Source organism: Acinetobacter sp. WCHAc060042 (genome assembly GCF_003231195.1).
Taxonomy (GTDB): Bacteria; Pseudomonadota; Gammaproteobacteria; order Pseudomonadales; family Moraxellaceae; genus Acinetobacter.
In genome coordinates this window covers 93776-119166 of record NZ_QKVN01000003.1, presented here as the reverse complement: position 1 = coordinate 119166, position 25391 = coordinate 93776, and the positions used below count along the sequence as shown (strand labels likewise).

General features: G+C 42.5%; 31 protein-coding genes and 1 pseudogene. 10 read left to right on the top strand and 22 right to left on the bottom strand.

The features are described from left to right. From rplR to DPG01_RS02300, 19 genes and pseudogenes are all read right to left on the bottom strand, one after another. A complete protein-coding gene (rplR, locus tag DPG01_RS02390; protein ID WP_004650473.1) occupies window positions 1–351 on the bottom strand; it encodes a 50S ribosomal protein L18 in 351 nt (116 codons plus the stop codon). Window positions 352–365: 14 nt separating this feature from the next. Continuing rightward, a complete protein-coding gene (gene rplF, locus DPG01_RS02385; RefSeq protein ID WP_086208949.1) occupies window positions 366–899 on the bottom strand; it encodes a 50S ribosomal protein L6 in 534 nt (177 codons plus the stop codon). A 13-nt stretch (window positions 900–912) separates the two neighbouring features. Then, window positions 913–1308 (bottom strand): 30S ribosomal protein S8, encoded by a 396-nt coding sequence (gene rpsH, locus DPG01_RS02380; protein ID WP_004691308.1) that lies wholly within the window; start codon window positions 1306–1308, stop codon window positions 913–915. 12 nt (window positions 1309–1320) lie between these two features. Next, window positions 1321–1626: a 30S ribosomal protein S14 gene (rpsN, locus tag DPG01_RS02375; RefSeq protein ID WP_005180266.1), complete on the bottom strand. Its 306-nt coding sequence runs from the start codon at window positions 1624–1626 to the stop codon at window positions 1321–1323. Between the two features lie 9 nt (window positions 1627–1635). Next, a complete protein-coding gene (gene rplE, locus DPG01_RS02370) occupies window positions 1636–2172 on the bottom strand; it encodes a 50S ribosomal protein L5 (RefSeq protein ID WP_086208950.1) in 537 nt (178 codons plus the stop codon). Between the two features lie 15 nt (window positions 2173–2187). Next, window positions 2188–2505, bottom strand: a complete 318-nt coding sequence (gene rplX / locus DPG01_RS02365; RefSeq protein WP_086208951.1) for a 50S ribosomal protein L24 — start codon at window positions 2503–2505, stop codon at window positions 2188–2190. Window positions 2506–2514: 9 nt separating this feature from the next. Beyond that, a complete protein-coding gene (gene rplN, locus DPG01_RS02360) occupies window positions 2515–2883 on the bottom strand; it encodes a 50S ribosomal protein L14 (protein ID WP_004657680.1) in 369 nt (122 codons plus the stop codon). 92 nt (window positions 2884–2975) lie between these two features. Continuing rightward, a complete protein-coding gene (rpsQ, locus tag DPG01_RS02355; protein WP_004691314.1) occupies window positions 2976–3233 on the bottom strand; it encodes a 30S ribosomal protein S17 in 258 nt (85 codons plus the stop codon). Beyond that, window positions 3230–3427, bottom strand: a complete 198-nt coding sequence (gene rpmC, locus DPG01_RS02350) for a 50S ribosomal protein L29 (protein ID WP_004650482.1) — start codon at window positions 3425–3427, stop codon at window positions 3230–3232. The genes rpsQ and rpmC overlap by 4 nt, the downstream gene beginning before the upstream one ends. Next, window positions 3427–3840: a 50S ribosomal protein L16 gene (rplP, locus tag DPG01_RS02345; RefSeq protein WP_004691317.1), complete on the bottom strand. Its 414-nt coding sequence runs from the start codon at window positions 3838–3840 to the stop codon at window positions 3427–3429. The genes rpmC and rplP overlap by 1 nt, the downstream gene beginning before the upstream one ends. Further along, a pseudogene (gene rpsC, locus DPG01_RS02340) lies at window positions 3780–4596 on the bottom strand (30S ribosomal protein S3). Before rpsC ends, rplP begins: the two are co-directional and overlap by 61 nt. Before the next feature lies 1 nt (window position 4597). Further along, window positions 4598–4927 carry a 50S ribosomal protein L22 gene (gene rplV, locus DPG01_RS02335; protein ID WP_004691320.1) on the bottom strand — a complete coding sequence of 110 codons (330 nt, stop codon included), beginning with the start codon at window positions 4925–4927 and terminating at the stop codon, window positions 4598–4600. 9 nt (window positions 4928–4936) lie between these two features. Then, window positions 4937–5212, bottom strand: a complete 276-nt coding sequence (gene rpsS, locus DPG01_RS02330) for a 30S ribosomal protein S19 (protein ID WP_004281508.1) — start codon at window positions 5210–5212, stop codon at window positions 4937–4939. A gap of 19 nt (window positions 5213–5231) precedes the next feature. After that, window positions 5232–6056 carry a 50S ribosomal protein L2 gene (gene rplB, locus DPG01_RS02325; RefSeq protein ID WP_004691322.1) on the bottom strand — a complete coding sequence of 275 codons (825 nt, stop codon included), beginning with the start codon at window positions 6054–6056 and terminating at the stop codon, window positions 5232–5234. An 11-nt stretch (window positions 6057–6067) separates the two neighbouring features. After that, on the bottom strand, window positions 6068–6388 hold the full coding sequence (rplW, locus tag DPG01_RS02320) for a 50S ribosomal protein L23 (RefSeq protein ID WP_004691323.1): 321 nt from the start codon (window positions 6386–6388) through the stop codon (window positions 6068–6070). After that, window positions 6385–6987 (bottom strand): 50S ribosomal protein L4, encoded by a 603-nt coding sequence (rplD, locus tag DPG01_RS02315; RefSeq protein ID WP_086208953.1) that lies wholly within the window; start codon window positions 6985–6987, stop codon window positions 6385–6387. The genes rplW and rplD overlap by 4 nt, the downstream gene beginning before the upstream one ends. An 11-nt stretch (window positions 6988–6998) precedes the next feature. Then, window positions 6999–7637, bottom strand: a complete 639-nt coding sequence (rplC, locus tag DPG01_RS02310) for a 50S ribosomal protein L3 (RefSeq protein WP_110974073.1) — start codon at window positions 7635–7637, stop codon at window positions 6999–7001. A 60-nt stretch (window positions 7638–7697) separates the two neighbouring features. Then, the gene (rpsJ, locus tag DPG01_RS02305) at window positions 7698–8009 is read right to left on the bottom strand and encodes a 30S ribosomal protein S10 (RefSeq protein ID WP_000070912.1); all 312 of its coding nucleotides are present in this window, start codon (window positions 8007–8009) and stop codon (window positions 7698–7700) included. Window positions 8010–8274: 265 nt separating this feature from the next. Continuing rightward, on the bottom strand, window positions 8275–9012 hold the full coding sequence (locus tag DPG01_RS02300) for a type 1 glutamine amidotransferase (RefSeq protein WP_086208955.1): 738 nt from the start codon (window positions 9010–9012) through the stop codon (window positions 8275–8277). A 162-nt stretch (window positions 9013–9174) separates the two neighbouring features. Between DPG01_RS02300 and DPG01_RS02295 the strand changes: the two genes are divergently transcribed. From DPG01_RS02295 to DPG01_RS02260, 8 genes are all read left to right on the top strand, one after another. Beyond that, window positions 9175–10383: a PLP-dependent transferase gene (locus DPG01_RS02295; protein ID WP_110974072.1), complete on the top strand. Its 1209-nt coding sequence runs from the start codon at window positions 9175–9177 to the stop codon at window positions 10381–10383. A gap of 8 nt (window positions 10384–10391) precedes the next feature. After that, on the top strand, window positions 10392–11972 hold the full coding sequence (locus DPG01_RS02290; RefSeq protein ID WP_110974071.1) for a helicase HerA-like domain-containing protein: 1581 nt from the start codon (window positions 10392–10394) through the stop codon (window positions 11970–11972). Window positions 11973–12168: 196 nt separating this feature from the next. Then, window positions 12169–12999, top strand: a complete 831-nt coding sequence (locus tag DPG01_RS02285) for an oxidoreductase (protein WP_110974070.1) — start codon at window positions 12169–12171, stop codon at window positions 12997–12999. 53 nt (window positions 13000–13052) lie between these two features. Next, window positions 13053–14048: an AraC family transcriptional regulator gene (locus DPG01_RS02280; protein WP_110974096.1), complete on the top strand. Its 996-nt coding sequence runs from the start codon at window positions 13053–13055 to the stop codon at window positions 14046–14048. A 339-nt stretch (window positions 14049–14387) separates the two neighbouring features. After that, window positions 14388–15596 carry an NO-inducible flavohemoprotein gene (gene hmpA / locus DPG01_RS02275; protein WP_110974069.1) on the top strand — a complete coding sequence of 403 codons (1209 nt, stop codon included), beginning with the start codon at window positions 14388–14390 and terminating at the stop codon, window positions 15594–15596. Between the two features lie 88 nt (window positions 15597–15684). Beyond that, the gene (locus tag DPG01_RS02270) at window positions 15685–16134 is read left to right on the top strand and encodes an RrF2 family transcriptional regulator (RefSeq protein WP_086208961.1); all 450 of its coding nucleotides are present in this window, start codon (window positions 15685–15687) and stop codon (window positions 16132–16134) included. 103 nt (window positions 16135–16237) lie between these two features. Then, window positions 16238–17116: a ribosome biogenesis GTP-binding protein YihA/YsxC gene (gene yihA / locus DPG01_RS02265; RefSeq protein ID WP_110974068.1), complete on the top strand. Its 879-nt coding sequence runs from the start codon at window positions 16238–16240 to the stop codon at window positions 17114–17116. 140 nt (window positions 17117–17256) lie between these two features. Further along, a complete protein-coding gene (locus DPG01_RS02260; protein ID WP_110974067.1) occupies window positions 17257–18201 on the top strand; it encodes a metal-dependent hydrolase in 945 nt (314 codons plus the stop codon). A 53-nt stretch (window positions 18202–18254) separates the two neighbouring features. Here DPG01_RS02260 and DPG01_RS02255 read toward each other — a convergent pair whose 3' ends face one another. Together DPG01_RS02255 and DPG01_RS02250 are read right to left on the bottom strand one after the other, a co-directional pair. Then, window positions 18255–19514, bottom strand: a complete 1260-nt coding sequence (locus tag DPG01_RS02255; RefSeq protein WP_110974066.1) for a dicarboxylate/amino acid:cation symporter — start codon at window positions 19512–19514, stop codon at window positions 18255–18257. 230 nt (window positions 19515–19744) lie between these two features. Continuing rightward, on the bottom strand, window positions 19745–20617 hold the full coding sequence (locus DPG01_RS02250) for an acyl-CoA thioesterase (protein ID WP_110974065.1): 873 nt from the start codon (window positions 20615–20617) through the stop codon (window positions 19745–19747). Window positions 20618–20909: 292 nt separating this feature from the next. On the opposite strand from DPG01_RS02250, the gene plsB reads away from it, so the two are divergent. Both plsB and DPG01_RS02240 read left to right on the top strand, forming a co-directional pair. Next, a complete protein-coding gene (gene plsB, locus DPG01_RS02245) occupies window positions 20910–23483 on the top strand; it encodes a glycerol-3-phosphate 1-O-acyltransferase PlsB (protein WP_110974064.1) in 2574 nt (857 codons plus the stop codon). A gap of 201 nt (window positions 23484–23684) precedes the next feature. Next, the gene (locus DPG01_RS02240) at window positions 23685–24167 is read left to right on the top strand and encodes a GNAT family N-acetyltransferase (protein WP_110974063.1); all 483 of its coding nucleotides are present in this window, start codon (window positions 23685–23687) and stop codon (window positions 24165–24167) included. 400 nt (window positions 24168–24567) lie between these two features. On the opposite strand, the gene DPG01_RS02235 is transcribed toward DPG01_RS02240, so the two are convergent. Further along, a complete protein-coding gene (locus DPG01_RS02235) occupies window positions 24568–25383 on the bottom strand; it encodes an NAD-dependent epimerase/dehydratase family protein (RefSeq protein ID WP_110974062.1) in 816 nt (271 codons plus the stop codon). Window positions 25384–25391 lie beyond the last annotated feature (8 nt).

Genomic DNA, 25391 nt, shown 5'->3' with positions numbered 1-25391 from the left:
TTAGAACTCCAAGCCGTTTTCACGAGCAGCATCAGCCAAGGCTTTGATACGACCATGATATTTGAAACCAGAACGGTCAAATGCAACTTTAGTAACACCAGCTGCTTTAGCGCGTTCTGCGATTAAAGCACCTACTTTAGTAGCTGCTTCAACGTTACCAGTTGTACCAGCACGTAAAGTAGCATCTAAAGTTGAAGCTTGCGCTAAAACTTTGCCACCATCTGCTGAGATAACTTGAGCATAGATGTGACGCGGAGTGCGGTTTACACACAAACGAGTCGCACCCAATGCACGAATGTGCAAGCGTGTGCTTTTCGCACGACGCAAACGGGATTGTTTCTTTTCGTTCATAAGAACCTCGCGCCTTATTTCTTCTTAGCTTCTTTACGAAGTACAACTTCGTCAGAATAACGAACACCTTTACCTTTATAAGGCTCTGGTGGACGGTAACCACGGATATCTGCAGCAACTTGACCTAAACGTGCTTTATCAGCAGATTTAAGAATAATTTCAGTTGCTGTAGGAGTTTCAGCAGTTACACCTTCAGGAAGCGTATAGTCGATCGGGTGAGAGAAACCAAGGTTAAGGTTAACAATGTTACCTTTAACCGCAGCTTTATAACCAACACCGATAAGTTGTAACTTACGTTCGAAGCCTTCGCTCACACCTTTTACAAGGTTGTTAAGCACAGCGCGAGCAGTACCAGCTTGCATCCAAGCGTCTTTCGACTCAGCTTTTGGAGCAATCGCTAGAATACCGTCTTCCTGTTTAAGCTCGACCAGCGCATGCAGGGTGAAAGACAAAGTACCTTTGCTACCTTTCACTTCGACCTGCCGGCCGTTCTGAGTAACTGTTACACCGTTAGGTACAGTTACTGGGGCTTTAGCCACACGAGACATGAGGAATCACCTATTAAGAAACAAAAGCAATAACTTCACCACCGATACCTGCAGCACGTGCAGCGCGATCAGTCATGATGCCTTTGCTTGTAGAAACAATTGCAATACCTAAACCTTGCTTAACGCTTGGAAGTGCATCTTTACCGCGATACTGACGTAGACCAGGACGGCTTACGCGTTTCACAGTTTCGATAACTGGTTTGCCTTCGAAATACTTTAAAGTCAAAGTAAGCGTCGCTTTGCCTTCAGCATCAGCAACTTCTACATTTGAAATGTAACCCTCTTGTTGAAGAACATTTGCAATTGCAACCTTCAACTTAGAGTTTGGCATAGAAACAGTTTGCTTCTTCGCCATTTGTGCGTTACGAACACGAGTTAACATGTCGGCAACGGTATCTTGCATACTCATCTATAGTGCTCCTTACCAGCTTGCCTTAACAACGCCCGGTACATCACCTTGCATTACTGTATCGCGTAATTTGTTACGGCTTAAACCGAACTTACGGAAGTAACCATGAGGACGACCAGTTAAACCACAACGGTTACGTAAACGTACTGGAGATGCATTACGTGGTAATGCTTGTAATTTCATCATCGCTTCGAAACGCTCTTCGTCGCTTGCATTTACGTTTGCAATAACAGCTTTTAATTCAGCACGTTTTGCAGCGTATTTAGCAACAGTAGCTTCGCGTTTCAATTCGCGATTAATCATACTTTTCTTAGCCATATCGACCTCTTATTTGAACGGGAAGCCGAATGCACGCATAAGCGCACGGCCTTCGTCATCGGTGCGAGCAGTCGTAGTGATGGTAATATCCATACCACGAATACGATCAATCTTATCAAAATCGATTTCAGGGAACATAATTTGTTCCTTAAGACCCATTGAGTAGTTACCACGACCATCAAATGATTTCGAAGAGAAACCACGGAAGTCACGGATACGAGGGATCGCAATCGAGATCAAACGGTCTAAGAATTCGTACATACGTTCGCCGCGTAAAGTAACTTTACAACCAATCGGCCAACCATCACGGATTTTGAAACCCGCGATTGATTTACGAGCTAATGTAAGAACTGGTTTTTGACCAGCGATAGCTTGCATATCAGCAAGAGCACCATCAAGGAGTTTTTTGTCAGCAGCAGCTGCGCCAACACCCATGTTGATCGTGATTTTAGTAATGCGAGGAATATCCATCACATTTTTAACGCCTAAAGTCTCTTGTAATTGAGCCTTAAGTTCGTCGTTGTAACGCGTTTTAAGTCTGGCCATTGCCTTTTCAACCTATTACTTCGCTACCGCCACTGATTCACCATTTGATTTATAAACACGAGTTTTCGCGCCATCAATCACTTGGTAACCAACACGGTCAGCCTTTTGGGTTGTAGCATTAAAAATTGCCACGTTAGAAATATGAAGCGAAGCTTCCTGTGTAACGACAGCGCCTTCAGCACCTGTTGCACGGTTTGGCTTTTGATGCTTCTTAACCAAGTTAAGGCCTTCAACCATAACACGGTCATTTGAAACAGACAGAACAGTACCCTGTTTGCCTTTTTCTTTACCTGCGATCACAATTACTTGATCGCCTTTTTTAATCTTAGCCATGATTGCCTCTTATAGAACTTCAGGAGCCAGTGAAATAATTTTCATGAACTGTTCAGTACGAAGTTCACGAGTCACTGGTCCGAAAATACGAGTTGCAATCGGCGCTTTGTTGTTGTTCAAAATAACAGCAGCGTTATCGTCGAAACGAATCACTGAACCGTCTGGACGACGGATACCGAATTTTGTACGTACAACTACAGCATTCATCACGTCACCTTTTTTAACACGTGCGCGTGGAATAGCTTCTTTTACAGTAACTTTAATAATGTCGCCAACAGAAGCATAACGACGATGTGAACCACCAAGTACTTTAATACATTGTACGCGGCGAGCACCACTATTGTCTGCTACGTCTAGCATACTTTCGGTTTGAATCATTGCCCTACTCCAAAACCGAGCATCACCGGTCACAATTTCGAAAGGCTCAAAGAGTACTCGAAATTAACCGATGATGCAACAGATACGTCTAATTACTCAGCAGCAGCTTCAACAACTTCAACTAGAGTCCAAGACTTAGTTTTAGAAATTGGGCGGCTTTCTTTGATAGTCACAACGTCGCCAGTTTTAGCTGTGTTGTTCTCATCGTGAGCGTGTAATTTAGTTGAACGGCGGATTGATTTGCCATACAACGGGTGTTGAACGCGGCGTTCGATAAGTACTACGATAGACTTGTCCATCTTGTCGCTTACTACTTTGCCGGTTAACGTGCGAACTGTTTGTTCACTCATTGTCCGTTCCCCTGTTTTTCGGTAAGGAGTGTCTTGATACGAGCAATTGTCTTACGAGTAAGCGCAACTTCATGCGATTTACCCAATTGACCAGTTGCTTTTGCCATACGAAGACGGAATTGGTTTAGCTGTTGCTCATCAAGCAAAGCTGTCAACTCTTCTACCGACTTTTCACGTAGATCTTTAGTTTTCATTACATTACCGTCCGAGTCACGATAGTGGTTTTAAACGGAAGTTTAGCAGCTGCAAGCGTAAACGCTTCGCGAGCCAATTCTTCGTTAACACCATCAATTTCGTACAAGACTTTACCTGGTTTGATTTGGCAAACCCAGTATTCCACAGAACCCTTACCTTTACCCATACGCACTTCAAGAGGCTTAGAAGTAATCGGCTTGTCTGGAAAAACACGGATAAAGATCTTACCACCACGTTTAATACGACGGCTGATTGTACGACGCGCTGCTTCAATTTGACGAGCAGTCATTTGACCACGCTCAACAGATTTAAGTGCGATTGTACCAAAAGATACCGAGCTACCGCGGTGAGCTAGACCAGTGTTACGGCCTTTCTGCACTTTACGGAATTTAGTACGTTTAGGTTGTAACATGGATTATTCTCCTTTTTCAGCAGAACGATCATTGCGACGACCACGACGCTCTTGACCTTCACCACGACCACGACCACGTTTAGCTGGACGTTCTTCAGCTGGAGCTGGGTTCATGACTTGTTTCATGCCACCCAAGATCTCACCACGGAAGATCCAAACTTTAACACCAATGGTACCGTAAGTCGTTTCAGCACGCATAGTTGCATAGTCGATGTCTGCACGAAGTGTATGCAAAGGTACACGACCCTCACGATACCATTCAGTACGAGCAATCTCAGCACCACCTAAACGGCCTGATACTTCAACTTTAATACCTTTAGCACCAGCACGCATTGTGTTTTGAACCGCACGCTTCATAGCACGACGGAACATTACACGTTTTTCTAATTGAGAAGCGATTGCTTCAGCAACTAAACGAGCGTCTAAGTCTGGGCGATCAATTTCATTGATACTTACTTGCGCTGGAATACCCATAATCTGAGTAAGTTCACGCTGTAATTTCTCAATATCTTCGCCTTTTTTACCGATCACGATACCAGGACGTGCAGTGCTAATTGTTACTTTAGCAGCGCCCGTAGGACGTTCGATAAGAATATTGCTGATCATCGCATTCTTAAGTTTTTTAGTTAAAAACTCACGAACTTGAAGATCTTTAAGCAAGTATTCAGCGTATTGTTTCGGACTCGCATACCAGTTGGCGTTATGACGTTTTACAACACCAAGGCGGATACCGATTGGATGAACCTTCTGACCCATATCAAACCCCTACCTTAACGGTAATGTGACAAGTACGCTTAGTAATACGATCTGCACGGCCTTTAGCACGTGGCATAATACGCTTAAGGCTAGTACCTTCATCAACGTAAATCGTAGTAACCTTAAGGTCGTCTACATCTAAACTGTTATTGTGTTCAGCGTTTGCAATCGCAGATTCCAATGCTTTTTTAACCAAAACTGCAGCTTTTTTGTTGCTAAAGTTAAGAATATTAAGCGCGTGAGCAACAGATTTGCCACGGATTAGGTCTGCAACCAAACGAGTTTTTTGTGCCGAGATAGCGGCACCGCGTAATTTAGCAGTAACTTCCATCATAGCACCTTAACGTTTAGATTTCTTGTCAACACCGTGACCACGATAGGTACGAGTTGGCGCGAATTCACCAAGTTTGTGACCAACCATATGTTCAGATACGATCACTGGAACATGGTTACGGCCATTATGTACAGAAATTGTTAAACCAACAAAATCTGGGAGGATCATCGAACGACGCGACCAAGTTTTGATCGGCTTACGGTTATTAGCCGCGATAGCCGCTTCAACCTTAGCGAACAAGTGCGCATCGACGAATGGGCCTTTTTTCAGAGAACGAGGCATTGTCAGATTCCTTTACTTGTTACTTAACGCGACGGTCGCGAATAATCATCTTAGTCGTACGCTTATTGGTACGTGTCTTGTACCCTTTAGCTTTTTGACCCCATGGGCTTACAGGTTGAATACCTTTGCTACGACCTTCACCACCACCGTGCGGGTGATCTACTGGGTTCATCGCCATACCACGAACGGTAGGACGAACGCCACGCCAGCGTGCTGCACCTGCTTTACCAAGTGAACGAAGGTTGCTTTCTTGGTTAGAAACTTCACCAAGAACTGCACGGCACTCAACGTGAATTTTACGCATTTCACCAGAACGTAAACGAACGATGGCGTAAGAACCGTCACGACCCAACAACTGAACTGAAGTACCAGCAGAACGAGCTAATTGCGCGCCTTTACCAATTTTAAGTTCAATGTTGTGAAGAGTAGAACCGATAGGCATGTTGCGAAGCGGTAAACAGTTACCTGGACGAATTGGTGCATCGTTACCAGATTGAACTTTATCGCCAGCGCGAAGGCCTTTAGGCGCGATGATGTAGCGACGCTCACCATCAGCATACAATACTAGTGCAATGTGTGCTGTACGGTTAGGATCGTATTCAATACGCTCTACAGTTGCAGGAATACCATCTTTGTTACGTTTGAAGTCAACTAGACGATAGTGCTGCTTGTGACCGCCACCAACGTGACGAGTCGTGATGTGACCGTTGTTATTACGACCACCAGTACGTTTTTTAGCTTCAACCAACGGAGCATAAGGCGCGCCTTTGTGAAGATGGTCGTGAACGACTTTCTCTACAAAGCGACGTCCAGGAGACGTTGGCTTACATTTTTGAATTGGCATAATTCTCGTCCTTATTCCGCTGCGCTTTCAGCGGTATCGCCCAAGTCAGCCATTTCAACATCTTGGCCAGCTTTCAGGGTGACGTATGCTTTTTTAACATCAGAACGACGTCCTAATGTTTTACCAAAGCGTTTAGTCTTACCTTTAGTGATCGTTGTGTTAACTTTAACAACTTGAACACCAAACAATTGCTCAACCGCTTTTTTGATTTCAAGTTTGTTTGCATCAAGTGCAACTTTAAAAACTTGAACACCAGCAGTTTCGCCTAAAACTTGTGCTTTTTCTGAGAATACAGGTCCTTGTAGGACTTGATAGATACGTTCGTTGTTCATCCGAGTTCTACCTCAATTTTCTTAGCAGCAGCTACAGACATAACAACTTTATCGAACGCGATCAAGCTAACAGGATCGATAGCAGCAGCATCAACCACATCAACGTGTGGAATGTTGCGCGCTGCAAGGTATAGATTCTCATCTACAGCTTCTGTAACGATCAATGCGCGAGTAGCATTCAAGTCGTTAAGTTTTGCAAGCAACTCTTTAGTTTTTGGAGCAGCAACAGCAAACTCTTCAACTAATACTAGACGATCTTGGCGAACAAGTTCAGCTAAGATACATTGCATTGCACCGCGGTACATTTTGCGGTTAACTTTTTGAGACCAATCTTGTGGGCGAGCAGCAAAAGTTTTACCACCACCTACCCAGATTGGGCTACGAATAGAACCCGCACGAGCGCGACCAGTACCTTTTTGACGGAATGGTTTTTTACCACCGCCAGAAACGTCTGCACGTGATTTCTGAGCTTTTGAACCTTGACGGCCACCAGCTAAATAAGCGGTAACAACTTGGTGTACAAGAGCTTCATTGAATTCACGACCGAACGCAACTTCTGATAATTCAACAGCAGAGCCGGAAACAGTATTTAAATTCACGTTATTTCCCCTCAGGCCTTGATCGTAGGACGAACAGTTACGTCACCGCCAGTAGCGCCAGGAATCGCACCTTTTACTACTAAAACTGAACGTTCTGCGTCGATAGATACAATTTCTAGACCCTGTACAGTTACGCGTTCAGCACCTAAATGGCCAGCCATTTTTTTGCCTTTGAATACGCGACCAGGAGTCTGGTTTTGACCTGTAGAACCTAGAACACGGTGAGAAACTGAGTTACCGTGAGTTGCGTCTTGCGTACGGAAGTTCCAACGCTTAACACCACCTTGGAAACCTTTACCTTTCGACTGACCAGTTACGTCAACAACTTGACCCACTGTAAACAAGTCTACACCGATAGTTCCACCAACTTCACGACCTTCAAGATCAGCTTCTGTTGCACGGAATTCTTGAACTAAACGACCAGCAGCAACACCCGCTTTAGCGAAGTGACCTTTCTGAGCGCTAGTTACGCGAGATTCGCGACGTTCACCAGTAGTGATTTGAATCGCTTGATAACCATCAGTTTCAAGCGTTTTGATTTGAGTGATGCGGTTAGGATCAACCTCAATCACTGTAACAGGCACAGAAACACCAGCATCTGTAAAGATACGTGTCATACCGCACTTGCGACCGACTAAACCAATAGCCATGTGCATAAACCTCTAAAAAAGCGGCCTAATTAACTTAGAGCGTTAATTAACCCGAAAGCCTTAACCCAATGCGATCTGAACATCAACACCAGCTGCAAGATCCAACTTCATCAATGCATCTACAGTTTTGTCTGTAGGTTGAACGATGTCGATCAAACGTTTGTAAGTGCGGATCTCGTATTGGTCACGCGCATCTTTATTAACGTGTGGTGATGTTAAAACGTTAAAACGTTCAATGCGTGTAGGCATTGGGATTGGACCACAAACCTGTGCACCAGTACGTTTTGCTGTTTCTACGATTTCTTGAGCTGATTGATCAATTAGACGGTGATCAAAAGACTTAAGACGGATACGAATTCTCTGGTTAGACATACCAGTAAACTCCAAGCCAAATATATAAAGAATCACTCTTGACGCATCTCACCCCACTATTTAAGGTAAGTGTCAAGAGCAGTGAAATATCACTAAGGTCATGATCGATGCCACGACTGTCACGATGTTAACTACTTTATTCGTAGCCAACCCCTTTCATTAAAGGGTCGCTCATTATAGCCATTGTTTAATGCATAAGCAAATTGATTTTCGAGTTTTTACAATATTTTCAATTTGTTTGCATTTTCAGTAGCTTAAAAAATCATCAATATATTGTTTGTCGGAGCACATATTCAATAGCCCTATTAAGAATCTGATTTCCTTCAATAAAATTTAATTTAGGTGTTTTTTTCAATTCTGTTTCCGCGGTGACATAACGCCCTGAAAATTTACTCAACTCATCATCATTCTCTAAAAACAAGTCTAATGTTTCAGGTGTGATTTCTGGGTGAAACTGAAAACCCAATACGTTTTTGCCAATTTGGTACATTTGATTACGACAGATGGTATTTTCTGCCAAATGAATAGCCCCTTTAGGAATTTCAAACGTTTCACTATGCCATTGCATTACATTAAATTGTTCTGGTAGCTCAAAACATTCTATTGGCACATGTTGAATTTTCCGTACTGTTGTCCAACCTAGTTCCTGTTGTTCATTTCGACTCACAGCAGCCCCAAGTGCATTTGCAATCAACTGCCCCCCTAAGCATAGCCCAATGACAGGTTTACCTGATGCCAAATACCGACGTAACCAACGTTTTTCTATCTTTAGCCATGGATAATTTACTTCATCATTAACGCTCATTGTTCCCCCCATAATGATAAGTAAATCCACATCTTCAATGTTGGGTAAAGCTTCAATTTCCAGAGCCTGATCAACGGGTAATGCAAAAAACTCCGTTGCACTTATAACAGCACCTTGCTTTTTCAAATATTCATAACAACTACCGAACCCTTCACCAGCAATATGCTGAAAATAATGTACTTTTAAATGCGACTTCATGCGCTTAAGCCTTCTTTTATGCTATCTCTTCAGATGGTTTAGCAAAATTGAAGCCAACTTTTTTATTTTGCTGAGCTTTACTTACATTTACTCAATTTTCTAGCCTATTTCATCACTTTCTCTTAAGCTAAAACAATTTAGCGCTTTATGTTGAGTCGATTCGTGAAGAAAAATCCGCAAACCGCTTTAATCCATGCACCAAGACAAGCCCCGCAATCCATTTCAACCATTCAACCTCCCCTCTATCGTGCATCAACGATCATTTTTAAAAATACCGATGCACTATTTAATCGCCATTGGACAGATGAATATGATTACAGTTATGGCACCCATGGCACTCCTACCACATTCACATTGGGCGATAACATTGCACAAATTGAAGGGGGTAAATATTGCTTACTGGCGCCCAGTGGTTTATCCGCCATTAATCTAGTCAATTCATGTTTTCTCAATCAGGGTGATGAAGTTTGGGTTGCAGACAATATTTACGGTCCGAACATGGAGCATCTGCGCAATCTAGAAAAGCGCTATGACATTACGGTCAAAGTCTATAACGCCATTGATGTGAACTCATTTCAACCAACGGAAAAAGCAAGACTAATCTGGTTAGAGGCAGCAGGCTCAGTCACCTTAGAGTTTCCCGATTTAGTTGGACTTATTAAAAAGGCAGAAGCACATAACATACTCACCGCTTTGGATAATACTTGGGGAGCAGGTCTTGCCTTTAATGCTTTTGATTTTAGTGATGCACATTTAAGTGTCGATATGACCGTACATGCCCTAACCAAGTACCCCAGCGGTGGCGGTGATATCTTGATGGGTTCTGTGGTCACACGTAAGCAACATTTGCACCATCAATTATTTCAAATGCATGCCATTCAAGGTATTTGTGTATCGGGAGATGATGTTGCTCAAGTGCAGCGCAGTCTGGCCTCGATGCGTGTTCGCTATGCCGCACAGTCTCAAAGTGCAATACAACTCCTCACTTGGCTAAAGCAACGACCTGAATTTTTACAAGTTTTACACCCAGCAGATCCGAATACTGCAGGTCACACCTTCTGGAAAGATATTTGCATAGAACAACACAGCGCAGGTTTGGTCAGTGTGATTTTTAAACCAGAGTTTAACTTACAAGATATTCGTCATTTTTGTGATGCCTTGTCTTTGTTTAAACTGGGTTTTAGCTGGGGTGGTCCCGTCAGTTTAGTGATGCTCTATGATCTCAAAGACATGCGTCTGCTTGAACATACACATTTACAACAAGGTTTATTGGTTCGCTTTTGTATAGGACTGGAACATCCTAACGATTTAATTCAAGATATAGAAAACGCACTAAAACAATTGAATAGCCATCACAAGAAAACCGAATAGGAAGAAATATGAGTACACCGATTATCATTGCAAAAAAAACCAGTGATACCCAACAAGACGTGGTTCTACATTCAAAATTTGCTAACCGCCATGGCTTAATTGCTGGTGCAACAGGGACAGGCAAAACCATCACTTTAAAAGTATTAGCTGAAAGTTTTTCACGACTCGGTGTACCCGTGTTTCTGGCTGATGCCAAAGGTGATGTTTCAAGCTTAGCCCAAGCAGGAACAGCCAATCCTAAGTTTGATGAACGCATCAAAAGCTTAGGTATTGATAGTATTCCGTTTGCCGCATCCCCTGTAGTGTTTTGGGATTTATTTGCTGAACAAGGTCATCCTATTCGTACAACAATTACAGAAATTGGCCCATTACTTCTGGCGCGCATGCTGAATTTAAATGATACTCAGGAAGGTGTCCTTTCTGCGGTGTTTCGTATTGCGGATGATCAAGGTCTACTATTGATCGACTTTAAAGACTTAAAAGCCATGATTAGCTATGTCAGCGAACATGCTGCTGAGTTTAAAGCAGAATATGGCAATCTATCGCCTGCTAGTCTTGGCGCCATTCAGCGCAATTTACTGGCTCTAGCCGACCAAGGTGGTGATCAATTCTTTGGTGAACCTAGCTTAAATATTCTCGACTTTATTCAAACCGACAGTAATGGACACGGCTATATCAATATTTTAGCTGCAGACAAGCTGATGAATACGCCGAAGTTGTATGCAACCTTTTTATTGTGGATGCTCTCCGAACTGTTTGAACAGCTCCCTGAAGTGGGCGATATGGACAAGCCTAAACTGGTGTTCTTCTTTGATGAAGCGCATTTATTGTTTGATAATGCTAGTACAGCACTACAAGAAAAAATTGAACAGGTGGTCCGTCTAATTCGATCTAAAGGTGTGGGGATCTACTTTGTCACCCAAAATCCTCTTGATTTACCCGAAAGCGTTTTGGGGCAGTTGGGTAACCGTATTCAGCATGCGTTGCGTGCTTTCACCCCAAAAGACCAAAAGGCTGTAAAAACAGCAGCAGATACCTTCCGTGCCAATCCTGAATTTAAGGTTGAACAAGCCATTACCGAACTAGCTGTCGGGGAAGCGCTGATTAGCTGCCTTGATGAGCAAGGTACACCGCAAATTGTAGAACGTGCATGGGTCATGCCTCCCTACTCATCGTTCAGCCCGATTAGCCCTGAACAACGTCAGGTCTTAATCTCACAAAGTATTGTCGCTGGCATTTATGAGAAAACATTAGACCGCGAAAGTGCCTTTGAATTGTTACAAAACAAAGTCGCTGAACGCCAACAACAAGCGGTACAGATAGAGCAAGAAAAACAACAAGCCAAAGAACAAGAGCAGCTCGCAAAACAACAAGCCAAAGAAGCGGAAGCAATTGCCAAACAACAAGCGCGTGAACAAGAGCGTGTTGCCAAAGAACAGCAAAAAGAAGCTGAGCGCTCAGCTAAACAGCGTGAGAAGCTAATTCAAGACACAGTAGGAACGTTCGCCAAAAGTGCAGCACGTAGTCTGGGTGGCAGTACTGGACAGAAAATTATGCGTGGTATTTTAGGGTCTATTTTTGGTAAGTAATGCGCGCCTAACTGCTTACAACCTTCATTCAACGTCACCAATTTTTGGTGACGTTTTTTATGTACGACGATTAAATACTCCATTACAACATGACGTCATCTGCATATAACTTGGCATGATCGGATGTCAGAAAGCTGGACTCAATCACTAAAATTCAATCATCAAGTTAGATCAACAAAGTATTGAGGATAGTGAAATGAATAAAGCCCAAGAACAAGTGGTATTAATTACAGGCGCATCATCAGGCATGGGTAGAGCATTTACACGCGCCTTATTACAACAAGGCGCCCTCGTATATGCTGTAGCACGTCGTCTTGAAGCAATGAATGAGCTAAAAATACTCGGCGCTCGTACATTAAAAATGGACATCAGCCGATCTGAAGATATTCATCAAGTCATCCAACAGATTGAACGAGAAACCCAAGGTGTAGACATCCTGATTAACTGTGCAGGATTTGGCTTATACGGTGCCATGGAAGATACGTCGATTGCAGACGCCCGCTATCAATTTGAAGTGAACCTGTTTGGCATGGCTGAATTGACCCAACAAGTTTTGCCATCCATGCGCCAAAAAAATAAGGGGCGCATCATCAACATCTCCTCAATGGGTGGCAAAATTTATACGCCGCTCGGCAGTTGGTATCATGCCAGTAAACATGCTGTTGAAGGCTGGTCAGATTGCCTACGTCTAGAGCTGAAAGCTTTTAATATTGACGTGGTTGTGATCGAACCCGGTGCGATTAATACTGAATTTGCCGACGTCATGCTCCAACCCATGCTCTCACGTTCAGGTACAGGTGCTTATGCCCACATGGCGCAAGCAGTTGCCCATGCTACCAATGAATCGGTGCGTAAAGGTGAACTCTCAGATGTACAAGTCGTGGTCGATATGTTGATAAAAGCCGTTAATGCAAAGCAACCAAAGACCCGATATGTGGGTGGCAAGTATGCCAAACTCATGATTTTTGTGCGCAAATGGTTTGGGGATCGTATTTTCGATATGATGGTCATGTCAGTCGTTAAATAATGCCAGTGACTCATTCACATGAAATCGCAATATCTAATGCAGGGATTGCTACCATGAAATATGCAACAAAGTTTGTACTGCAACCTAATTGGAGGCTTTTTTTGATTGATTTAGGCATCCGACCTGAAGATGTAGTTCGACAAGCTGACCTGCCATTAGATGCGTTTAACCGTGAAAAAATGGAACTCACACCACAACATTATTTTCAATTTTGGGAAGCTGTTGAGCATATTGCAAATATTGAGCATTTACCGCTTAAAATCGGGCAAATGCTCTCAGTAGAACTTTTCGATCCCGCCATTTTTGCGTGTATATGCAGCCCCAATTTAAGCGTTGCTTTGGAACGCATAACGCTGTTTAAAAAATTGATTGGTCCTATTCATCTAAATACAGCAACCGATGCTCAGCAAATGCGCTTAGACATTGAATTCTATCAAGTCGGCGCAGCCATTCCCCAAAGTCTGATACTGACAGAATTGGTCTTTTTTACGCAGTTGGCACGATTATGCCTGCGTAGCCATATTATGCCACTAGCAATCACTTTACCTGAGCTCCCCGAACAACTCGCGCCCTATCGAGACTACTTTGGTGTCACCCCAAAGAAAGACTCAAAAATTTCGATCAGTTTTTCACACGTAGACTGTACCAAGCCCTTCTTGACAGCAAACCCAACCATGTGGGCATTTTTTGAGCCCAATCTCAGACAAAATCTGCTGAATTTAAACAATGCAGTGCAAACTCAAGAAAAAGTAAAAACAATTTTACTAGAAAATTTACCTGCTGGATTTAGCCGAATTGAGGATGTCGCAGAAAAACTGGCGCTCAGTAAGCGTAGCTTACAACGACTTTTAGAGGAAGAGCAGACCAACTTCCAAAGCATTTTGGATAACACGCGCCAAGCTCTAGCCGAACACTATCTCACCCGCTCCTCAATTAGCCCCAGTGAGGTCTCTTATCTACTCGGTTTTCAAGAAGTGAACTCTTTTGCTCGCGCCTTCAAAAAGTGGACAGGCGAAACTCCCTATGCTTTTCGACATCGCTATTCATAATCAAATAATAAAAAGACCTCTTGATGAATCAATACCTCACGCCTTGTCACCATTGAACACTAAAGAAAATCTACGTAATCGGTTGAAAAAACGCTAAATGAAACATCAATTCCATATAATGTTTCATAGAAATATAAAACATTCCTATAGGCGCAATAATAAACATCTAAAAAGAGCAAACTAAGATATTAAAAATGTTAAAGAATTCACCATCACATCAAAAACTTTCCTATACGCCTGAAAATATTTTATCCTTTTAGTATAAAGATGTATTTACATTACATCTTTAAAGGTATATTTTTAATACATCTTATAAATGATAGCCAAGAGAGATCAACCATGACTCCGCAGCAAATTGACCTTGTAAAAGCAACTGTTCCTGTCCTCCGTGAAAACGGTGTCGCGCTCACAGGTTATTTTTATAACCGCATGTTAGGTAATAACCCTGCTTTAAAAGAAACCTTTAATATGGGTCACCAACGCAGCGGTGCTCAAGCTCAAGCTTTGGCTGGCGCAGTGTTAGCTTATGCTGAAAACATTGAAGATCCTTCTGTATTGCTTCCAGTGGTTGAGCTGATTGCACATAAACATGTGAGCTTGAATATTCAAGCTCCTGATTACAATATTGTTGGAGAAAATCTGCTACATTCCATCAGCGAAGTTTTAAGTATTTCAATGGAAGACCCTTTAATTGGTGCGTGGGCTGCGGCTTATGGTCAGTTGGCTGACTTATTCATTAGCACCGAAAAGGCAATTTATGAACAGCATCAACAAACCAAAGGAAGTTGGTTAGGCTGGCGCAACTTTAAAATCGCGAAAAAAGTGGTTGAAAGTGAAGAAATCACGTCGTTCTACCTTACCCCTGTTGATGGTGGTGATTTACCACAATATGAAGCGGGTCAGTACATTTCAGTACGTGTATTTGTTGAAGAACTTGGCCTAAAACAACCACGCCAATACACCCTTTCAACGAGTCCTCAAGCAGATTATTTACGCATCTCAGTTAAACGTGAAGATGAAAAAGGCGACTTGGTTGCAGGCTGGGTTTCAAATACTCTACATGGTCTGGACGTTGGTGCCGAAATTGAAGTCTCTGCACCAACAGGTAACTTCTACCTGATTGATCCAAACAAACGTAATGTCTTTATTAGTGGTGGTGTGGGTCTCACCCCAATGGTGGCAATGCTGAATCAGTTGGTGACTTTAGATATGCCTGAGCCTGTAACCTTCATTCATGCATGTCGTAGTAAACAAGTACATGCCATGAAACAGCACATTCATGACTTAAAAGCGAAGTACCCTCGCCTAAGTACCTTTACTGCTTACGAGTTTCCACATCAAAGTGATATTTTAGGTCAAGACTTTGATGCGAAAGGTCGTCTTGATTTGAGTACCATTGATAGTGCGATTCTACCAACGCAAGCAGATTATTATTTATGTGGTCCAATGCCATTTATGGCTGAGCAACAAAAAGCTCTGATTGCCCGTGGTGTTCCTGCCGAAAATATCCACAGTGAAGCTTTTGGTACAGGTGGTGTTCATCACTAACTGATGCCATCGGCATAAAATAGAGTGGGTTAGTCAGGTTATGCTAGACTAGCCCTTTGTTTTTTGCGTATCGACGATTAATACCCTCATGCAGCTCAATAAATTTACAGATTATGCTTTGCGAATTCTGATGTATGTCTCTCAGCCGAAAGCGCTGCCACATACCATTGCAGAACTGGCTCAAGCACTTCAAGTGTCTGAAAATCACTTGATGAAAATCGTGCATTTTATGGCAAAGCAGCAATGGATTATTACCGCACGCGGTCGTGGTGGTGGGATTCGACTCAACCCAGAAACCCTACATTTAAGACTAGGGCAGATTGTGCGGGTTTTACAAGCCGATCAAAACATAGTTGAATGCAATACCCCGCCCTGTGTACTCCGCTCTAACTGTGGTCTGAAAGGTATTTTAGATAATGCCTTAGATGAGTTTTACAACAGCTTAGACCAATACACCCTAGCTGATGTGCTTGGTACCCCTTCGCAGAATAAGTTTGCAACACACTCCCCGATTAGCTTGATCAATCTTGTAGACTGAAGTCTTTTCTCGACAAGATTGCCGACTTTATGTTGCAAAGGTCGATTGCCTGCCCGACTTCTATTATAATGGCTGATTGTAGATCATAAATTGAAGTTGAGTTATGCACCACAGCCGAGGAAAATCCAAAAACAGTAAGATTGCTGCTGCCCCAAAGCAAAAAATTAGCTATGAAAAAAAGGTAGATTCTGCAGTTACTGAATATGCTGTGCGCGCTCTCAACTGGCTGCGTAAAGCCGAGTTTTTAATGAGTGCCCCGAAGCTCAATCTTTGTGTAGAAGATACAGGTTATGAAATTGCCTTTGCGGGTCGTTCAAATGCAGGTAAGTCTAGTGCTATCAATGCCTTAACCAACCAAAAGCAATTGGCTCGTGCCTCGAAAAGACCGGGTCGTACGCAGATGATTAACTTTTTCAGTCTAGGGAATCCTGACCAACGTCTCGTCGACTTACCCGGTTATGGTTATGCAGCCGTGCCTGAAGCGATGAAAATCGTGTGGCAAAAAGAGTTAGAAAACTACCTGATTCAGCGTAAAAGCTTACAAGGCTTAGTATTGTTAATGGATATTCGTCATCCGCTACAGCACTTTGACGTGATGATGTTGGAATGGGCTTATTCGCGTAAATTGTTTGTGCATGTACTACTCACCAAGTCCGACAAACTCAACCGTGGCCCTGCTTCTAAGGCATTGCAAGAAGTTAAAGCCCAATTGAAAAAGATGAAATTGGATTTCTCAATTCAATTGTTCTCCTCCCTCAACAAACAAGGTCTAGAAGAACTGGCGAGCGTGATGGGTGGACGACTCAATTTTACGTTAGACCAAGCCCAACACTTTGACTTAAGCAGCATTCCAGATGCGACAGCCGATGAGCTGGATGCAGACGAATTCGATGAAGATACTGAAGTAGCTATGGATATTGACGCTGAAGATCATATTGAAACTAAAGGCGATGTTGAAACCAAACCACAGTCTGAGGCTTAAGTTTTAAACACCATTCGATAAAAACATCATCTATTGCTGTATCTGTGTCCCCTATTGCTAATCACAATTGGGGACTTTTTTTTATACTGAATTTATTCAACTCGTGAAAAAGTTCAACACATATAAAAATAGGTCAGCATATGAAATTATGGTCTCGATTGAAAAAAAACAAAATTCGCTCCTCGATTGCCTACACCATTAAGCCCCGCAAAGTTAAATTTGAATGGCAAGACAGCCCGATTGATTGGATTCCCAACCAACCTTTTGCTAGCTATTTCATCAATGAAATTAATATGATCCTACCCGCAGGTGAGTTCTGGTTCTGCCGCCTCTACAACAAAGTCTTACCGCAAATTAGCGATGAAAAGCTGAAGCAAGATGTACAAGCCTTTATCCGCCAAGAAGCCATGCATGCGCAAGCACACAACTCAGCCAATAAAGAGTATCTCAGCCAAAGAAAGATTGATGTCTCCCGTAATCTAGAGTTGATGGATTTCTTATTTGGAAAATTACTGGCCGATAAACCCCTTGATCTCACTGTACCCAAAGCACTTGAACACCAGTGGGATTTGTTTCGACTTGGCATTATTGCAACGGTGGAACACATGACCTGCGTACTTGGCAAATATGCACTGTATAACACTGAATGGGAGAAAATGGGCGCAGACCCTGCTATGCTGGACTTAGTGAAATGGCACGGCGCAGAAGAAATTGAACACCGTACCGTCGCATTTGATTTGTACCGACATTTAGGCGGTGGCTATATTGCACGTTATTATTTGAGTCTCGTCGTGATTGCTGCCGTTCTCGGTTTATGGGTCGATGGTGCAGCCCATATTATGAAACAAGATGACCGCTTTAAGTCGATTCAACCCAGTCTGTTTAAACCTTGGATTTGGCGTGAATGGTTCTCTATTTCCAAGCGGAATCATCAAGTACTACCAAGCCCGCTCTGGTTAGTGTCACAACAGTTCGGCTATTTGGTGCCATGGTATGACCCTGTACACGAAGCCAAAACAGAAGATGCGATTACCTACTTAGACCAATCCCCTGCGGCAAAACGTGCCATGCTCAAAGTCGCTTAAATCCAAAATAAAAAAGCAGTTCAATCGGCTGCTTTTTTATTCTAGAGCAAGACTTAAGATGAATTTGATAAATTCGGTAAAGGTGCATCCAGATCTTGGGTATGTCGATCGACCACCACACTAATCATCATGTCGCCTTGTACATTGACCACGGTACGCACGGTATCCAGTAAGCGATCAATCGGCAATAAAATCGCAATCGCTTCCGCAGGAAGCCCGACAGACTGCAAGACCATAATCATGGTGACCATACCTGCACTCGGAATCCCGGGAGCTCCTAAAGAAGCAATCATCGCGGTCAGACACACCACCAACTGCTGACTCAAGCTCAAATCGAGTCCCATCAAGTTGGCAATAAACAAAGCTGCCGCCGCCTCATATAGTGCAGTACCATCCATATTGAGCTGCGTCCCCAATGGAATCACAAAGCCCGCCGTTTGCGGACGTACACCGAGATTTTCTTGCGCACATTTCAGTGATAAAGGCATAGTCGCCGAGCTTGAACTGGTGGCAAAAGCAGTAATTAAGGCCACACGCGTGCCTTTAAAAAAGGTGATCGGATTCATCTTGCCAAAAATCCACAGCAATAGCGGCAAAACCACCAGACCATGAAAAATGGTGGTGCCTGTTACCACAGCCGCAAACTCGGCCAAACGGCTCAATACCGAGATGTCTTCAATGGCAATCAATTTGGCAAGTAAGGCAAAAATTCCCAGTGGTGCAAGCTTCATCACCCACCCAATCATCAGCATCATGATGTCAAAGAACTGCTGACTCAGCTTACGCACGGTACGGAATTGCTCTCCACCTTTAACCAGTGCCACTCCAATAAACAGAGCAAAAACCACCACCGCCAAAACATTGCCTTCAGCAAAAGCTTTAAACGGGTTAATCAACGTATTTTGAATAAAGTTGGTGAAGAACGAAGATGGAGTGAGGGTATCTGGAGTTTGATGATTCGCCATGGCATCTTGAAACATGGCAATATCGACACCTTTGCCGACTTCAAATAAATGCGCGCAGCTTAAACCCAATATCAAGGCCAATGTCGTGGTAGTGACACAGCATGCCACCGTAATTTTCCAAACACGGGAGAGCTGTCCGCCCGCCTGTAAGTTGGATACCCCCACCACAATTGAGCTAAAAATGAGGGGAATCAGAAGCATTTTTAATAAACCGATAAAAATACTACTGACCACTCCAATTCCATACAAACTCATTTCTAAAAAAGCGGTTTCAGGAAATAGATTTAAAACAAACCCGAAGACGACCCCAAAGATCGCTGCAATTAGAATTTGCGTGTTTAAGCTCATAGCTTCATGCTTTTCAAAGATTTCTTTGGGAAACTATGCCATGTGAATCGGCTAGAATCGAGGATTTTTTTGTCACAAGTACTGCACATTTCCCCATATACCTATCACCAAAGGTGAGACCATGACAATTGAAACTCAACTCATAGCCCAGCTCTGACCACCTTTCAGTCATAAAATCAGTCATAAAAAAAGCTGAGTCATATCACTCAGCTTTTTCCTATACTCAGGCTTTATTGGGCTTCGATTTCACGGAGCCGAATCAAACCTTCTTGCGTAGTGCTACACACCAACTCACCGTTTTGCCACATCCGACCAAAGTTTAAACCACGTGAACTGGCACTCACTGTGGCGTCCATGTCATACAGCATAAACTCATCCACGCGAAAGGGTTTATGAAAATACATAGCATGATCAATGCTCGCACACTGTAAACTTGGAGACAAATAGCTTAAACCATGTGGACGCAGTGCCGTAGTCATTAAGGTAAAGTCTGAATAGAATGCCGCAATCGCTTGATGTAACGAAACCTCATCTACCTCAGATGCAATGCGGTCATGCGTACGAATATAGTGTGCATAGACAGGCGCTTCTGGCTGCGGTTGATATGGGTTTTGTGGATTGATGGGACGAATCTCCACATGCCGATCTCGCATAAAACTTGCACGTACATTTTCAGGCACAAACTCTACCATCATCTTTTTCAGTTCAGCCTCAGACTTTAGCGACTCTGGTGCTGGGTATTCAGGTTCGCTAATTTGATAGTTCAGCCCTTCTTCATTGTCAGCAAAGGACACCATACACATAAAGATGGTTTTACCATGTTGAATGGCACGCACTTGACGGCTGACAAAACTACGCCCATCACGAATCCGATCGACTTCATAGATAATCGGTGCGTTTACGTCACCACCAAATAAAAAGTACGCATGTAAAGAGTGTGCAGGACGATCTGTGGTATATGATGCTGCACGCAGTGCCTGACCTAAGACTTGCCCACCAAAAACACGCTTCCCAACCAAATTACGGCTTTGTCCACGAAAGATGTTTTCCTCAATTTTTTCGAGGCTCAGTAATTCAACCAACTCTTGGGTTAAAGCATTCATAAACAACCTACTTAATGGTGAGATACCCAATATTTCTGTAAAGTAATAGGTATCATATATAGAGTATAAAACCTATTTTGCCATAAATTCTGACTAAAACCCTAGAGATTGCTTGACTGAGATGTCACAACTTTTTTTCGTTATTTTTGACTAAAAATACGATTTTTAACGATAAAATTCACCATATAAAACAAATTTGTCAGGAAATGACATACGGTTTATGTTTACAATTACGCAAAATAAATACCCCTTCAGGCAAACTGCGGGATTGGTCATTTAAGCAGGAGTGTATATGTCCAAAAGTGGCTTTGGTCAAATGTATAGAAAGCTTTCAAGTAAGCTTCTTGACCTAATCGTAACCCCACACGTATTGGGTGAGGTTCCAACAGAACCGACAGTAAACGATGCTGACTCAGCAGCTTCAGACCATCCCAAAAAAATTGTCTGTTATGTACTCCAAAACCACTCTCGTAGTAATGCGCTGTTGGTGGATGGTGAAACACGTCGCTTAAAGCTTTCCCCTGCACTAGACCCTTTAGTCTTGGGTACACATCAAGAAAAAGCATCAATCGTGTTTCTACAACATAACGATGAAAATAATTTACTTAACGCTCCATCCCACACCTTTCCACCACGTCTTTTACGTTTGGTTGAAGCTTTAGAAAAACAACCCGACTTAGACGTTGAACTTGTCCCCGTGACAGTGCTTTGGGGACGTTCACCAGATAAAGAAGACTCTTGGTTTAAATTGTTATTTACTGACACTTGGGCGACACCAAGTACAGTGAAACAGCTGATGAATATTGGTTTACATGGTCGCCAGTCATTTTTAGAGTTCCATGAAAGTCAGTCTTTACGTGCTTTAATTGACTTTGCAAAAACCACCTATCCGAACTTATCGCCTGCAACGTATATTCTAAACACCCTAAATAATCAGCTCGATGCACACCGTGAAGCAGTACTCGGCCCTGACCTTTCAGATCGCCGCAACGTGATGCATTCATTGATTAAAGCTAATGATGTACAAGATGCCATTCGTCGTGAAAGTATCCGCGGCAAAATTAGCATGTTGGATGCAGAGCGTCGTGCCATTGGTTATGTCAATGAAATCGTATCGGACTATTCACATTCCACCATCCGTTTTGCGGAAATGGCGCTAGCACGTTTATGGACGCAGCTCTATGACGGGGTTGAAGTCCATAACTTCAATACGGTTCGTGAGTTGGCAAAAGATTATGAAATTGTGTATACCCCATGTCACCGCAGTCATATCGACTATTTACTGCTGTCTTATGTGGTGTATAACCGTGGTTTGATGGTGCCTTATATCGCTGCGGGCGATAACCTGAATATGCCATTTGTTGGGCAAATTCTACGTGGTGGCGGTGCATTCTTTATTCGCCGTACCTTCCGCGGTAACGCGCTCTATACTTCGGTCTTTAAAGAATACCTATACAGTATTTTGTCGCGTAACACGCCTTTAGAATACTTCATCGAAGGTGGTCGTTCACGTACAGGTCGTCTGCTACCCCCAAAAACAGGTATGTTGGCCATGACGGTGCACAGTCACTTACGTGGTCGTGCCAAACCGATTGTCTTTGTTCCGACCTATATCGGTTATGAACGCTTGATGGAAGGTGCAACCTACGTTGGTGAGATGAACGGTAAACCGAAAGAAGCTGAATCTGTCTTTGGGATTCTGCAAACTTTACGCAAAATTGAACGTATTTTCGGTAAAGTCCATCTCAACTTTGGCGAACCAGTCTTCTTAGATGACATGCTGAAAAAGCATGGCGCTGAGAATGTACAAATTGCTAAAAATGATGATCCGATTCCGCAAGAAGTCTCTGATGCTGTGAATAGTTCTGCACATGCGATTTTAGAAAATATTAACCGTGCCGCTGTGGTGAACCCTGTTTCATTACTGTCTTTGGTTCTGTTGGCTACTGAGAAGCATACGCTTGATGAAGAAATCTGTATCAAACAGCTTGATACCTATCGCAAGTTGTTGACCACACTTCCTTATGATGAGCGCCTCTTGGTCACGCCATTATCAGGTAAAGAAATCATTGCTTATGGCTTGAAGCTAAAACTGATCAAACGCGTCAATCACGTACTGGGCGACATCATTGCGATTGCGGACAATCAAGCGGTACTGCTGACCTACTTCCGTAATAACATTTTGCATGCCTTTGTATTGCCATCACTCGTTGCCGCTTTGGTTGAACACAATGGAACCATTGGCCGTGGTGATTTAATCAATGTGATTCGCACGCTCTATCCATTCTTAAAAGCAGAATTGTTTTTAAAATGGGAAGATGCTGAACTCAAAGATCAAATCTGTGCCTATGTAGATGGTTTGATTCAAGCCAAACTGATTTCTGAAGATGCCGAAGGTCACTTGATTTCCCCTGCTCCAAACAGCGAAGACCATAACCAATTGGTGGTATTGGCGGCGCCAGTCATGCAGAGTCTTGAACGTTACTACATGACGCTTGCGTTAATTACACAGCGTGGTTCTGGGAATATTTCAGCACGTCAAGTGGAAGAGCTCAGTCATTTGGTGGGTCAGCGTTTGTCTGTCCTATATGAGTTCAATTCGCCTGAATTCTTTGATAAGGCTCTATTCCAAAGCTTTATTAAAGTGCTCACGCAACAGGGTTATATCAGTACCAACTCTGACAACGCGATTGTGTTTGATGAGAACTTCCAAAACGTTGCGCAATATGCCAACTTGGTACTAGATGATGTCACGCTACAAATGTTGCAACACATCACTACTTTCAGCGATGAAGAACTGAAAGACACGCTAGACAAAGTCGCTGCTGAGCAAGCGAAGAAGCGTTTGAAACGCAAGAAGAAGTAATTTCTTTTTAAAAGCATAGGTATCTACAAAATGTAGGTGCCTGTGCTGTAAGTCTATGAATAAAAATTAAAATCTATGTCGTACAAGCTCTATTATGTTAAATAGAATGCTTTTATCGCCTCTTCTTTAATATTTTGCAGTTGTTCCAGTTGATAAATTAATATTTAATTCTGCCTGAATTTTATATTTTGCGGAGAAAAAATGAATAATCTAATGATCAAAGTTGCTAGCTTAGATCACGCTGATACTCTTCAGGAGATACATGCTGCTGCTTTTTCTTCTAATGCCAGATTTTTCCCTGACAATATGGAAGAGGACGAAGATGATGAAGAGGACGATGAGCTTTCTTTTAGATCATTAATCGAGATGCAAACTAAAGTTATTCTTAGTATTTTTGATAATAATAATTTGATAGGCGGTGCAGTCTTATCTACAGATGAACATAACGTGAAAGTACTCGAACGATTATTTATTTCACCCAATTTACAGGGGAAGGGGTATGGCTATCTTGCTTGGGAAAAAATAGAAAAAATGTATCCTAGCCCGAATGGATGGCGGTTAAGAACACCATCTTGTCTTATTAATAATGTATGTTTTTATGTGAATAAATGTGGGTTCTCAATTGTTCGAGTTGAAGATGTTGGTAATGATGGAGTTGGAATGTATGTTTTCACGAAAATCTAACTTTTATATTAAATTTAAGGACTAAGGAAAGATCTCTTATGCCTAATCATATAGTTCATCGTCGTAATGGAGATGATATTTTTGAATCAAGTTAAAGCGATTGCTATATCAGAAGAAGACTTCGATCGTATCTATGAAATTTGTCTTAGTAAGACAATGAAGTCTATGATGACATTGAACTAGTAATTATGGAGAAAAACTTAGAATAATAAATTAAGTTTTTCTAGAATCAATATAATACACCTTATACGAAATGATTAAAATTTTCTTATAATTATCAATATCTTAATTAAATAAATTCTAAGGTTCATCGCACTAGAACGGATTTGTCATGATTTTCCACGTTCCACAGCCATTTTCTCAGCTACGTTTCACATTTTTTATGAGTGAAAGTAAAAAATTATTTTGACTCACACACTGCTAACAACGCCAAATAATCATCAAAACAATGTGGATGCTGTAATTCAAAATTCATTTGCTGCATCTGCGTAGCATAAATTTTCTTGCCTGATGGCACATCACTTTCTAGAACCAAAACTGGCAGTCCTAACTGTTGTTGAAACCATTGGATAATTTCATGCAAAGGCAGTGGTTGGCTATTGCTACAAATGTAAGACTTTTCAGTATGTTCCACGTGAAGCAAGTGCGCTAAAAAAGCCGCCAAATCCTCAATATGAATTCGGTTCGACCAATGAAGTTTAGGATAAGATTTTGTGGTTTCTGCAAGTTTAATCATACGTGTAACTGAGGTTCCATAAATGCCTGTTGGACACACAATCACACATTCAGATGGATAAGCCTGTTGCCACAAAGTTTCCATATTCAATAACACCTGCCCTTGCGCATCGCTCGGCTGGGGACATGTGTCATCATCAACTCGCTCACCTGCACTTTCACCATAAACGCGTGTGGAAGAAACCACGATCACTTTTTTTAAAGGATGACTTTTTAAGGCGTGTAGCATGGGTGCAATCGAGTCTACAAAAGTTCGCTGATACGCCTCCACCGTACTGCCCTCAGGCGAGAGTAAGACATACACAGCATCAACCGGTGCGATTTGGGACAGATCCAACTGATGAATATCTTGAGTCAAATGCTCAGCCCAATCATCGGATTTCGGACTTCGGCTAATTGTGGTAATTTGGTGGCCTTGCTGAAATAACTGTTTAGCAACACGCTGAGATGTTTTACCATAACCGATAAATAAAATATGCATTTAGCACC